This window comes from uncultured Gimesia sp. (genome assembly GCF_963976445.1).
GTDB lineage: Bacteria > Planctomycetota > Planctomycetia > Planctomycetales > Planctomycetaceae > Gimesia.
In genome coordinates this window covers 353,188-367,205 of sequence record NZ_CAXBKP010000001.1, presented here as the reverse complement: position 1 = coordinate 367,205, position 14,018 = coordinate 353,188, and the positions used below count along the sequence as shown (strand labels likewise).

The 14,018-nt window shown below is 47.1% G+C and carries 7 protein-coding genes; 2 read left to right on the top strand and 5 right to left on the bottom strand.

Annotated elements, in window-relative coordinates:
• Positions 1-243 precede the first annotated feature (243 nt).
• Complete coding sequence (locus AAC022_RS01425; RefSeq protein ID WP_339727275.1) at positions 244-1,569, top strand: sulfatase; 1,326 nt, start codon at positions 244-246, stop codon at positions 1,567-1,569.
• 93 nt (positions 1,570-1,662) lie between these two features.
• On the opposite strand, the gene AAC022_RS01420 is transcribed toward AAC022_RS01425, so the two are convergent.
• Together AAC022_RS01420 and AAC022_RS01415 are read right to left on the bottom strand one after the other, a co-directional pair.
• Complete coding sequence (locus AAC022_RS01420; RefSeq protein ID WP_339727274.1) at positions 1,663-2,007, bottom strand: hypothetical protein; 345 nt, start codon at positions 2,005-2,007, stop codon at positions 1,663-1,665.
• A 280-nt stretch (positions 2,008-2,287) separates the two neighbouring features.
• Positions 2,288-5,986 carry a glutamine synthetase adenylyltransferase gene (locus AAC022_RS01415; protein WP_339727272.1) on the bottom strand — a complete coding sequence of 1,233 codons (3,699 nt, stop codon included), beginning with the start codon at positions 5,984-5,986 and terminating at the stop codon, positions 2,288-2,290.
• Positions 5,987-6,472: 486 nt separating this feature from the next.
• Between AAC022_RS01415 and AAC022_RS01410 the strand changes: the two genes are divergently transcribed.
• Entirely contained in the window at positions 6,473-7,741 is a 1,269-nt protein-coding gene (locus tag AAC022_RS01410) for a hypothetical protein (protein WP_339727271.1), read from the top strand.
• Positions 7,742-7,774: 33 nt separating this feature from the next.
• On the opposite strand, the gene AAC022_RS01405 is transcribed toward AAC022_RS01410, so the two are convergent.
• From AAC022_RS01405 to AAC022_RS01395, 3 genes are all read right to left on the bottom strand, one after another.
• Complete coding sequence (locus AAC022_RS01405) at positions 7,775-9,277, bottom strand: prolyl oligopeptidase family serine peptidase (protein ID WP_339727646.1); 1,503 nt, start codon at positions 9,275-9,277, stop codon at positions 7,775-7,777.
• Positions 9,278-10,773: 1,496 nt separating this feature from the next.
• A complete protein-coding gene (locus AAC022_RS01400; protein WP_339727269.1) occupies positions 10,774-11,424 on the bottom strand; it encodes a hypothetical protein in 651 nt (216 codons plus the stop codon).
• A gap of 139 nt (positions 11,425-11,563) precedes the next feature.
• Entirely contained in the window at positions 11,564-13,645 is a 2,082-nt protein-coding gene (locus tag AAC022_RS01395) for an ABC transporter ATP-binding protein (RefSeq protein ID WP_339727267.1), read from the bottom strand.
• Between the last annotated feature and the right edge of the window lie 373 nt (positions 13,646-14,018).

Below are 14,018 nucleotides of genomic sequence, written 5' to 3'. Positions count from 1 at the left end.
TTAGTGAAGTAGTTGGTAGGATAGATAGAACTTGTTTTTGTGTGTGTATATTTTCTCTGCAAATCAGTACGTTATTATAAGGTTGGTCGTTGGGTGTTTAAAAGAAATATTTCGAAATAATTCGATGTGAATTTTCCACTTTAGATTTTGATCATCACCACAAACGCCGCTTCCTTTTTCCAGTATCGTTAAGGTTTTCCCAGATTCCCTATGTGATCGCGCTTTCGATTAGAGGAGTTAAATGTGAGTGCATTAAGAAAGTTGTTCCCCATTCTGATCTTTGTGCTGTGTTTCTTTACTTCGCGTCATCTTGTGAAGGCAGATTCGAAGACCAGTCGTCCGAATATCGTCATGCTTATTTCAGATGATCAGTCCTGGAATGACTATGGTTTCATGGGCCATGAGCATATTAAAACACCACAACTGGATAAACTGGCGTCGGAAAGTGCTGTGTTTAAACGCGGGTATGTTCCGACGAGTTTGTGCCGACCCAGTTTGATGACGATGATCACCGGCCTCTATCCCTGCCAGCATAAAATTACCGGCAATGATCCGCCTAAGGGAATGGATCGACAGAAATTATTGAAGCATGTTCGTAGCGTAGATTGCCTGCCGACGATGCTGGGCAAGCTGGGTTATCAAAGCTTCCAGTCCGGGAAATGGTGGGAAGGTAATCCCGCTAACGCAGGATTTACATCGGGGATGACTCACGGTGATCCCAAGCGAGGAGGCCGCCATGGAGACCTGGGATTGAAAGTCGGGCGTGAAGGCATGGCGCCCGTCTATCAGTTTCTGGATGACTGTGGTCAGGATCCCTTTTTCGTATGGTATGCTCCTTTCCTGCCTCATACTCCACATAATCCGCCGAAGCGACTGTTGGATAAGTATCGCAGTGCTGAGCTGCCGATCGAATTGTCGTACTATTATGCGATGTGTGAATGGTTTGATGAGACCTGCGGTCAATTATTGGATTACCTGGATAAAAAAGACCTTTCTAAAAACACAATTGTGGTTTATGTCACTGATAATGGCTGGATTCAATATGTCCCAGCGACTGATCAGGAACGGAAAAAAATGAAACGCCGCTTTCGTTATGCTCCGAAATCCAAGCGAAGTCCTTATGACGGGGGAACCCGAACGCCGATCATGATTCGCTGGCCAGACAAAATCAAACCGGCAGAATATGATACCCTGGTGAGTAGTATTGATCTGGCGCCGACATTGCTGAATGCCGTTGGTCTGAAGCCCACCAAAGCGATGGAAGGCATTAACCTGCTGGAAGTGATCAAGCACGGGGGGAAAACGGAGCGGAAGGCGATCTTCGGTGATATCTATGAACACGATATGATCGATATCGACGATCCGGCATCCAGTTTGAAATACCGCTGGTGCATTGAAGGCAAGTGGAAAGCCATTTTTCCTGATCCGCGACTGACCGGTGAGAAAGCCGAACTCTTTGATCTTTCCCAAGATCCATTCGAGCGAACGAACAAGGCCGCTGAGAATCCTGCTCAGTTGCAGCAGTTGTTGAATCTCACTGAAGCCTGGTGGGATTCGACTGCCAAATAAGCTGAAGTGCCTTCCATTGATCGCCAGAGCAGGACCGAAATTCAGTCCTGCTCTGGTTGATCGAGCCACTTTTAAAGAACAGGCGTGTTCCGCTTAATGGCGATGGCCACGATGGCCACGATGACCACGATGACCACCATCCCAGTGTCCTGTCTGGTGGAAATCGTAGTGCCCTGGTTGATAGTGGAAATGATTTCCATGGCGATTAAATTGGCCGGGGTGATAGTCATAGTGGCTGGTATCATGCCAGTAGGAATGACGTCTTCCGTAGTATTGTGGTGTTTGGTTGTAATTTCGGTAGCTGCGAGCGCCCCCATAGTACCCGTAGCCATTTCCCAGGTTGACGTTGACTCTGAGTCCCCCTGCCTCGGCGGTGGAAGTGTTTCCGACGAATGCCAACCCTGCTACAGCAACGCAAACGATCAATAATCTTTTCATCTTTCTGTTCCTTAAAAGAAATTACCCAATGGTCTTCATTTCTCGACCGCTTCTAAGGAATGGTAAAGAGCATCGATTATGCCAATTGCAGGAGATATGGCGTAAGTTTAGTAACAGGTAGGGTTTACTGATTGTATCGTTTAAAAGGTGGCACTGGAAAATGAGATCAAACTGATAAAAATGTCATCAAAATGAGTATAGAAATGGGAGCATCACCGGCAGAATGCTACAGGAGGGCGAGATACGGGGCCCCAAAGTGGTTCGGGTGCGAGAAGAGAACTCAGCCGTTTGTGCGAATGGTCAGTGCTTTGATGGGATCAAGTAGACGGCTGAAGTCGCGCACACAGTCCATCGTGGACGTAATCTCATTCTGTAATTTTTCCGTGTGCGAACCGTAACCGAGTCGACGGGCGAGAAAATCGAACTCTTCCTGGTCCTGAGGGGGGACGGTCAGGTCTTTCGCATTGCCACGAACCATTCGCAGGGCGTCGATTAAACGCCGAAGGAAGATATAGGCATTCCGTAAATTTTCAAAATCAACGGGGCTAATCAATCCGAGTTCTTTGAGAGCGCAGATTCCTTCCAGCGTATTGGTCGTTCGCAGCATGGGATTGCGGTGTCCATAGGTGATTTGCAGCCCCTGAATGATATATTCACTGTCAACGAGTCCCCCATCGCCAAGCTTGGCATTGATGGTGCCTCCTTTTACCAGCTGCTGGATTTGTTTTTCCCGCATCGCCAACATGGCGGCTACGTCGAATGGCTTGCCGGAATAAATAATGTCATCACGCGTTCTGACGATGTCATTTCCAAATTCGTCATTGGCAGCGATGGGCCGCAGTTTGACTAAGGCTTGTCGTTCATAAGGCCAGGCGGCTCCCTCATGCGAAAAGTAACTCTGGAACGCTTCTGCCGAAACAGCCAGACTTCCTGCCTGCCCATAAGGGCGAAGCCGCAGATCGATTTGAAAAATCCCCTCACTTCGGGTTTTAATCATTTTGGAAAATTTTTCCACCAGTTTCAGATAATATTCGTTGTTGGTAATAACTTCTGGACCTGTTGTCTGGCCTGTGCCTTCATAAATAAACATAAGCTCGATGTCCGAAGCAAAGCCCAGCTCGCGGCCTCCACATTTCCCTAAGGCACAAATTGATATACGACAAGGTCCATCTGATTCGAGCTGGGGAACGCCGTAACGTTCTTCGAGCTGCTGATTACAGATTTCATAAGCGCCCTGGACAACGACTTCTGCGACGTCTGTCAGTTCTTCCGAGAATTGTCCAAATTCGGAAATGTGTCCTAAGATGTGCCGCATGTCTGTGCGCAACATTTCCCGGTCTTTAAAGGCGTTCAGCTGTTCCTGTTGTTCTTCGAGAGAGGATGCCTGTGCCAGATCACGGGAGAGTTCTGCTTTGAGTTCTTCGAATGAGATTCGATTTTTCAGTTCTTCGACATTGGTGACAACGGGAAATAGATTGGAATGCTGCAGGCGTATAAAGTCTTCCCATAGAAAATCGCTCACGCCGAGCAGCCTGGCTAGTGCGCTGAGTACGCTTGTGCGTTCGAGGGAAGAAATTTCTTCCACCCAGTTAGGCTGTTTAAACAGATGTTCGAGAAATTCGCGAAAATGCAGTAACGCCGATTCTGGATTGGGTGAGCGGGGCAGCAGGTGGGTAAAATGCTTGATGAGCACAACGGCCGCCCTCAAACCCTGCTGTTGCTCTTCAGAGCTGATTTTTTCGCCTTTATCGTCAGAGACATAGAGTACGTCTCTTGCTTTATTGCCTTCTGAATTGATGACCATCCGCGCGATATCAATGCCGCTCATAGAGAGGGCATTCGTCAATTCATACAGGAAGCCGATCGTATCTTCGGATTCAATGCGCAGAATGGTGTGCCTGCTGTCTGTTTCGTTATCGAGCTCAATTTCGACCGGATAAAGCACCTGGCTGGCTTGAGACAAATCACGCAGGGCTGCGGCAACGCGTTTAGCCAGTTCGCCGACGGCCTCCTGGATTTTTCCAGAAGCGACTTTATTCAGCTGTTCAGTCAAATCCGCTTTGTAATCTGCCCAGACGGTTGAGGGGACCTCTTCGTCGGGCAATTTGACATCAAGCACAATGACAAACTTCCGCGTGCTTTTTGACTTCTCAATTGTTTTGGAAGAATGACTTTGAGACGATCTGGCAGAACTGACTTTCTGATTGGTAAACAGGTGCCCGTTTTGAATATCAAAGCCATAGACAAACAGCAGGCCGCAGATTAAAGATAAGTCTCCGGTCTGATCGAAGCCGACCATCGTTAGACGCAGCTGATTGTCGGGAATCTTTTCAGTTTCGAGTTCGACAATATTCGAGTCACCCAGCTTTTTGGCCATCAGGCTGTGTTTTTCGATTTCCGTTTCGTTAAACACTTTGGAGTAGGAAGCAGCCATCATACCGAGTAGATGGCTATCCTGTTCCGCGTCGGCGGTGGGGTGTTCGGTGTTTTGTTCGGATGGGGCGTGGATGTACTTTTTAAAGATTCTTCTGACAGCCTTGCGATGTTGTTCATAGTATTGAACCAGCTGGTTGCCATCCGGGAAATCAAGTCGACGTGCCAGGTATGCCAGTTCCCGCTCATCAGTCGGCATACGATGCTCCTGGTTATAGTGCATCAATTGCAGGGCGTGTTCGATTTTACGGAAAAAGACATAGCCACTGGTCAAGTGCTGGTATTCATCAGCCTGAATCAGGCCGTGGTCAACCAGTCTGACAAGGCCATCAAGGGTATTGATACTGCGAATGGCAGAATACTTTGCGCCGTTGGCCACTTGCAGATATTGCGTCGTGAACTCGACATCGCGAATCGAGCCTTTGCCGGATTTGACTTCGCCCCAGTCTTTCCCCTTCTTTTTGAGTTCTGCTTCGATACGCTGCTTCATCTCCAGTACATTTTTTCGGACGTCTTCGGGATCGCAGTTAAAAATCTGTGGTTCAATTCGGCGGAAGAAATCGATACCCAGTTTCTGGTTTCCGGCAATCACGCGGGCTTTCAACATGGCCTGTTTTTCCCAGAGGCGTCCATGTTTGGCAAAGTAATCCACGTACGCATCGACAGTGGTGACGAGTGCTCCGGATCGTCCCCAGGGACGCAATCGCATATCCACTCGATACAGGAAACCTTCTGACGTAGACTCCATTAATGATTTAATGAGCCGCTGCCCCAATTGCCAATATTGTGTCGAATCTTCTCCGGCGATAAAGACGAGGTCGATGTCAGAGCTGTAGTTCAACTCTTCACCTCCCAGTTTGCCAAACGCGAGAACGGCAAAATCGTCAAGCGGTAATTCCATCTCTTCCGCAAGAATGGCCAGGCAGGTTTGCACGAGCCCGTCAGCAAGAAGCGAAAGTTGGACGGTAATATTTTTGAGGTCCATCAAACCGAAGGTGTCACAAGCGCCAATACGGAGTAGCTCCCAGCGTTGGAAACGACGTAAGATATTGAACTTCTCGGCAGTTGTTGTCGATTCCAGACGCGTGGCCGCCATTGCTTCAGAGAAAAACTGCTGTTGGCTTTTGAATTCTGCAATGCGATTGTAACGGGTCAGTCGTTCCAGGTAGTCCGGGTTCTTTAACAAAATCTCTGTCAAGAACTGGCTGCCGACAAAAAGTCTGACCAGGATTTCCACCGCGCGAGGATTATGTGTGAGAAAGCTCAACATCTCTTCCGGTTGTGAAACACTGTGCATGAAGCGTTCAAAATTGATTAATGAGCCATCGGGAGTCGCTGCATCGGTCAATGCCTGTAACAGGGTGGGCAGGATCAGAGTGAGCTCTTCACGAATGCGAGGCGTAGTGCACAATTCCCGAAAGCGGATCAGGGCGCGTTCCTGATCGGAGAAACCAATACCGGAAAGGATCTGCTGAACATCTTCATCTGTTACGGGAACACTCGGGTCGAGTAATTTTGTATTGTCGTGAATGACGGGTTTGTTCATAAGACTGGCAGAACCTGACTGTGGTGATACCTGGGAATTCAGGACTCAATTTGAAATCGGGACATGCGGATGAGAGAGAACTCAACTACCTGTAATACCAGAAAGCGGCATCTTTTCCCCTCAATGCCGCTTACGAAAGTGTAGCGACATGTAATGATGTATTATAGACCGAATAGGATTCAAAATAAGTTACTGTAAATCTGAATTTAGAGTGAATTGAGCGAGTCTGTCCCTTTTTGATATTCGTGTGATGAAAAATCAAGTGGCAACATGTGGGGGCTCACAAAATCAGAACCGTTTCGTCTCTGATATCTGGTTGTGAGTCCTACGGAAAATGGTCTGTTTGCAGCGTCTGTTTGGTTTCCGGTTGATTTTCGTATCTCACTATTCTACGCTTGAAATGTCTACGCTTTAAATGAGTAGCAGAGACATCGTGAGTTGCTTCACAAGATCCAGATATGAGTTCAATATTGAGAAATGAAAACCATGGAACATCATCAATTTAGTCGTCGTGAATTTTTAGCACAAACGCTGTATGGTGTGGGGGCTGCTGCTGTGGCAGGAACCGCGTTCGCAGCCGGAGCAAAATTTCCTCCCACGCGAGTCATCACCAAAGGGCCGCGGCACCACTGGTTTGGTTATTACGACAAATTGCAATTTGATCCGACCAGCCGCTATGTGCTCGGTATGGAAGTGGCGTTTGAGCATCGCTCACCCCGCGCGGATGATGTCATTAGAGTGGGCATGGTCGACCTTCAGGATAATGATCGTTGGATTGAGCTGGGAGAATCTTCTGCCTGGAACTGGCAGCAAGGGTGCATGCTGCAATGGATGCCCGGGTCGGATTCAACTGTCATCTGGAATGATCGGGAAGACGGGCAGTATGTCAGCCGGATTTTGGATGTGAAAACCGGGAAGGGCCGCACGGTTCCTTCGCCCATTTATTCTGTGAGCCCTGATGGTAAGACGGCGGTGACTCCCGATTTTCGGCGGATTCAGGATGTGCGTCCCGGTTATGGCTATCCTGGTTTTCCAGATCCGAAGGTGAAGGATCTGGCGCCGAAGGATTCTGGGATTTTCCGAGTCGATCTCGAAACCGGAAAATCAACATTGATTCTTTCATTGGACGAAATTTCCAAAACCGGCACCATCCCCAGGAATCAAGATGATGTCAAACATTATTTTAACCATCTGCTATACAGTCCGGATGGATCACGATTCATTACATTACATCGCTGGCAGTATCCGAATGGAAAATGGCTGTCCCGGATGATCACCGCCAATCTGGATGGAAGTGATGTGCGTGTTGTCGTCAATAATGGTTATGTCTCTCATTTCATCTGGCGAGATCCAAAGCATATTTTAACACAATCCAAATCTGCCGCCGATGGTCGATCTTGGGGTGATTTTCTGGTTCGCGATGAGACGGACGCAGAACTGAATCATGTTGGGAAAGGGGTGCTCGATAATGGGGGGCATCTTACCTATCTGCCGGGCAATGAGTGGATCTTGAATGATACCTACCCCAAAGGAAAAGAGCGTATTCAGACACCTCATTTGTATCATGTTGCCTCTGGCAAACGCATCGATCTGGGGCACTTCCATTCGCCGAAGGTTTATTCTGGCGAATGGCGCGTTGATACGCATCCCCGTTTCAGCCCTGATGCACGTTATGTCTGTATCGACAGTTCCCACAAAAATGAAGGGCGACAGTTACATCTGATCGATATCTCGGAAATCGTGAAGTCTTCCTGATCCAAAAGCAGCATCTTGAAAGCGAAGGTCGGTTTACTTAGTACCGGCTTTCGCTTCGGTTTTTTCAGATGCTGAATCTGATTTATCTAGGGCTGACTTTTCTTCCGGGAGCGCTTCTTGCGTGATATTGAGTTGATAGAATTTATTCCGGGTGAGTGCTCGTTCCAGGGCACCATTATCAACGGCGCTTCGATTGTTGAATGAGATCATTTTGGCATCAGGATTGATCTTAATCGAAGACTGATCGACCCAGACGAAGCCTTTTAAACTACGTTTGACTGAATCTTTGATTTTGAGAGAGTTGCCACCGTAGACTCCATAGTGAATGACAAATTTCTGTTTTGTATTCGATGCAGCAGACTCCCTTCCTGGTTTGGTGCTGGACGTTTCAGTTGTGCCATTTTTTGCCAGATCCGTTTCAGTGAGATTTATCTTTTCTGGAGTCACAAACAGGCCTGCAGCAGTGAATGCCCGTATTGCAGCCCGTTTGACTTCTGATTTGTCGCCGACCCCTTTCAGTTTGAAGTAAGCCCATTTTTCATCATAGTTGATAATCAGGGAATCGGGGACGTAGCGATTAATTTGTTTGAGATTGACTTCGACGATTTTGGTCGAGGCATTTCTGTTTAATTGGAGCCGATTCAAATTGCGGATACGAAATGTCAGGAAATTACCCTGCATAAGCGTTGCGTTAGGATCATGACTGACTTTTTCAATAGAGAGTGGTTGGCTGTCTAGTTTAACAGATTGAGTGATAATATTGTCGGCAAATTTCTGAGGGATGTCTTCGGGAAGTTCTCCTAAATACTCAAAGCTGAGAGTCATTTCTACCAAATTAAGACGGACAGATCCTTTCGTATATTCGGGAACAATATCTTCCAGGCCTCTTTCTACAGTCCTTTCAATACCAGACTTCCAGACAATCGGTTGAGCTTTCAAAACTCTAGTATAAAAATCATCAAATCCATTGATTTTATATTTCACTAAATGACGAGTCAGATCAATCTGCAATTGAGGAGATGTTGGAGTCGTTGCGGCTGTTACCGAAACAACAGGTTTGCCTGCTGAAGCAGCCATTTGAGAGTCAGGCGTTGTTGCTGGGCCGGACATTGCAACAATTTTTTTAATCCATTCAATTCCCAGTGGGATTCCTTCGGAAATCATAGTCTGGTAATGATCCCCACCATTACCGGCAACAAATTCTACATCGGTACCCTGTTGTTTGAGCTGATTGGCAAATATTTGTGTATTCGCAAAAGAAGTAACCTGATCTTCCCGCGAATGAAATAAAAACACAGGGCAAGTCAAATTACTGAGGTGTGAATTTGGCGAACTTTTTTTGATGAAGTGTTCCACACCTGGAAGAACCGGCTTGAGTTGTGCGAGATGTGGCTTGAAATTATGTTCCAGGTCGACCGAAGGAGCATACGCCAGACAGCCTTTGATTTGCGGATAATGTTCGGCAAACAGCAGGGACAAAGTGCCGGCAGAGCTATGGCCTGCGATGAAAACATTGTTCTTGTCGACTCCCGGAATGACGGCCTGCGTTTCCAGAAAGGCGTGCAGGCAGTTAACCAGTCCTGCCTGGCTCTTTTTGAACGCATTATAGGCTGATAGAAATTGAAGATTGCTTGCACTCTCTCTCCATTTACAAGATGTCCATCAATGGAAAAGGAAACGACAGCAAATCCGGCTTTAATGTAAGGCTCATGCTCTGGATTTGGAATCAAGTCGCGAGAATCGATATCCATGCCACTCAATAGATTTGAACCAGCGGGAGGTACCAGTACGCAGGGGACAGGTGATGCAAGATCAATACGTGGTGGGAGGTAAACTCGGAATTTCATATTACCGCCAGCAGGACTCTGGCTACTAAAGCCTTCAAAATTTGAGGCCTCAAACACATTCGCACTCGAGAAGGTATCTCTTTCACTGTAAACATTGTGACCAGACATGCCTTCTGCAGGCCAAGACATGAGCATCGGTTTAACACCCGATAAATCAAATTTGGAAATCGGAGAAAGACTGGAGCCCACTGCCCGAGGAACCGTGGTATTGGATGGTCTGTGTGACTGTATTAAATCAGTCGGGCTATTGTCTGACTGATTCCTGGGTTTCCCAAACGGAATTGAACTTATGGAAGGACTATCATTGATGGTTCGAGCCATATTGGGTGGGGGCGAGTTATGTGCAATATCCTGGTTCTTATCGGGAAAGGCATCACCACTAAGTGCAAACAGAAATAAGACCGCCATCATCAGCATCACGCTAACGACGTACGCGGCAATGGCGTTCTTTGTGGATTCAAAACGTGAAATGCCAAAGTAGAGATTGTAAAACGGGACTAACAGACAGAGAATCAGTTCCGTTCCGCTTTCCTTTGCTGCTTCAATTAAAAGTCCCACCCCGCCTGCAAGCAGGAAACTTACTCCTACCAATATGGAAAGACTGAAAGAATAGATCAATAATTTCGGTGATACAAAAAAGAGTACTAGATTCAACAGGATCAAAAAGAGAAATATTCCTGTAATGAAAGGCGAGAAACCATAATCCGAGAGTGAGAAACCGGGTTTTTCTGTATACTCACTTTGGGTGGGCTCCACATGCTTTTTCTTCGGCTTGGGTTGGACTGTGGCCCCACTTTCCAGATCGTCTTCCCAGTCATCAAAATCATCTTCAAATAGTTCGGACGACGAATCTGGTTCCTCATCGACAAAATGATCTGCGAGAGTAGATGGTTGAGGTTTCTTCCTGGTGGAAGCAGACTTAATGCTGATCGGCTTAGGAATGACAAAAGATGTCTCACATTTCGGGCATTTCACTTTTTCCCCGAAAGCGGATTTGCTTTTGATCTTAATCCCAGCGGAACAGTGAGGGCATTTGATCGAAAGTGGATCAACCATGAGCAAGTTCAATCTTGACAAATAGACCGTGAGGTAAAAAATAAGACTGAGGGGCGAAGCATCTCAGTCTTATTTTACTGTGTGACGGTACACGTTGCAAATGTCGATTCCTAACACGTTTGCTTCGGGCTAACGTAGAATTTGCTCTTCTTCGATCTCAGGTTTGCGGTGCTGGTCCGCGACAATTTTCCGAAGTTCGTTCACTTCCTGTTTCAATTCGCGTACTTCATTTCTCAGTTGATGCAAAAATTCGTGAATTTCCTGATGCGACTGCTGTCTATGAGCATCGTGTTGCATTGCTCTTTCTGCTTCTTCGCGCAGTCTGTGTTCCTGCTCTGTGGCCTCGCGGTGGACCTGATGGGACAGATCATGCATGCCGGCTTCCTTCAGATGCCGAGCTGCAAGATGCATATTTTCGATACGATGTTTCTGCTGTTGAAGATGGTGTTCTTGCTCTCGTCGTGCTTCCTGGTGACGTCGTTCTTCGTGTAGATACCGTTCTTGCTGATGGCGTACAGAGAGGTGTGGTCCTTCTGCTAGGAGTTTGACAGTTTCAGGGTCAGGGTTTCTTTCGCGTTGTTCTGCTTTTGGAGAATGTCTTTTTCTGTTGTTCCGTTGCTCCATAAAATGTTCAATCGCTACAAAGAGCGGGTCTGATTTGCGTTCTATTTCTAGGGGCATCTGGGCGCTCACCTGAGCCTGTGAAGAAACGGGAGAATCAAACTTGAGAATACAGACAACGATTAAAACGATGAGTCCAGTAGCGAGCGTCGATTTCATGAGTTCCATTTCCTTGTTTGAACCAGAGGTTATAGGAAGAACGGCTACATGTCTCAGGCGATACCTGAGACAAGAAGATCATAGCAACATCAGATTTAGACGTCGAGATTTTGTTATGAAATCGGATGTATAACGTATGCTAAGCAGAACGTTGTCGGATCTGTGCACTGAGTAGGTTCTGATAGATAGGACAGGTTTCAACCAGTGTACTATGGGGACCTGTAGCAACGACTTTACCGGCGTCCATGACAACGATCCGAGTTGCAAATTCGAGCAAGCTTTGGCCGACCGCATGAGTGATAATGAACACGGTTCGTCCGGGGGCAAAATTTTGCAGAGCTTTATGAATCAGAATTTCGCTTTGCGAGTCGATGGCTGACGTTGCTTCATCGAGAATCAGGATTTCCGGGTCACGCAAAATTGCCCGTGCCAGTGCAATGCGTTGTCTCTGGCCACCAGAAAGTTCGTGCCCCTTTTCACCAACGTTATAGAGTAAACCGTCGGGCAGTTGCTCGGCAAACTGTAATACATGCGATTTTTTGGCAACGGATTCGATTTCAAGACGACTGGCAGAAGGCCGGCCGTAGCGGATATTTTCCAGGATGGAATCATCGAACAACTTGGTTTCCTGAGAGACAACGCCGATATGATTGCGCAACTCTTTCAGGCGAACGTCGCGGATATCAATTTCGTTGACAAAAATATTGCCTTTATCAGGATCATAGAAACGGGGCAGCAGATTCACCAGCGTCGATTTTCCGGAACCATTTTCGCCGACGACTAGAACGACTTCTCCTGCAGCAATTTCCAGATTGACGCCATCCAGAATCGGATCATTATTTCTGGTTGATTCTTTGCGTTGTGCGTAAGTAAAGTCGATTTTGTTGAAGTGGATGGTTTCCAGTTTCGCAGGAAAACGCTCCGGGTTTTCGGCTTCTTTGACCAGTGATTCGCGGTCGATGATCGTGAAGATGCGTTCCAAGGCGGCGCCGGTCTTTTTCAGTTTTGAATAGACCGATGACATCTTTCTGGCGGGGTCAGAAATTCCTGCCAGCAAGGCATACATCATGGAGAGGGTTGCGATGTCCATCGGTGCAGAGGCCAGTTGAATGCCCCAGATTTCTGTTTTACCACGTAAGACAAGATAGGAACCAGGAATGAGCGCGATGAAAATCGCCATCAAGCCTAACATTTCCGTGGTCGGACTCGTTAAGGAATCGATACGCAGGATTCGCAAGGCTTTCTTAAAAAACTCTTTATTCTCGTGATGGAATCGATTGCGGTGTTTGCGGGCGCCGTTAAAGGCGATGATGACTTTTGAACTATCAAACGATTCTTCCAGCGTTTTATAGATTCGCGACATGCTTTCCATCATTTTCTGGCTGGCATGTTTCAGTGTTTTACCGATTTTGTAAAATACAATTGCGATCAGCGGGGCAAAAATAAATGAAAGTAACGTCAACCGCCAGTTGACCATGAACGCGAAAATCACACAGGCCAGTGCTTTGAGTGGTTCGCGAATAATCTTTCCGCCCATCAGGGTCAAACCTTGAGAAAGCTGCTGCATGTCAAACGTGAAACGCGACATGAGTGAAGCAGTCCCCTCATCGGAAATGCTTTGATAATCGAGATCAAGCACCTTGCGGAAGCATTCTTTGCGGATCGCCATTGTGACCAGCTCGACAACACCACCAACCATGACGTCTTGTGTAAAGATACAGATGCCTTTTATGAGCGTTGTGATTAACAACAGACCGAGGATCAGCACAAACGTGTCAAACTGGTCGTCAGGAACGTATCTGAGAATCTTGGATTGAATCCATTTCAGCGCGAGCAGTTTGCGTGAGGCATTGCTGAGTTTTCTTTGTTGTCGGGAATGCTCGCTCAATAAATTGACGGGGGCGGTTGCCAGATCTGTTTGTGTTAACTGGTCACCTTCGGAACTTTTTGTCTGCGCATCTTCCGAGTGTTGTAAATGAATGGAATTAGCAAGCTCTTGCAGGACATCCTGTTTTTTCTGAATCTCGTCTTCTGATGCAATGACTTCATTTTGGACATAACCACTCAGGCTTTCCCCCTGCAACAAGACTTTCACAACCAGAAAAGTGGCAGAGAGGTTTGCTCCCCAAAGCACGGCTACCAGAATTGCGAAAAAGAAGGAGGCAACCAGACGGCGTCGATAAGGCCAGACATAGTGCAAGATTCTCGTAAAGCTATTCACTGGATTTACTCTGAGTTTTGAGGTGGAGCGTATGTTGTTAAGTCTTATTCAGGAAACGACTTGGATTCCTGAATCTGTAGCAAGTTTCCTTGTGCTCCCCCTTGGATTTGAGAGAGGCACGCTGGTGGTAAACGCGAATTAAACTAAGAAATCGAATTCAGGTCCAGATGAGATTTTAAAATGTGGTAATATGAACACTTCGGGGAGCAGGAGCCACAGAGGCCGAGGGGCGCAGGAGCCACAGAGGCCGAGGGGCGCAGGAGCCACAGCGGCCAAATTTCAGAATTGCGAACATATTGTTGTTGTGTTGTGTCGTGGGAAGAGGCATTTTATGAACTTTGTGATATGCTGCCGCGTAGGTTTTTTCGTTTCT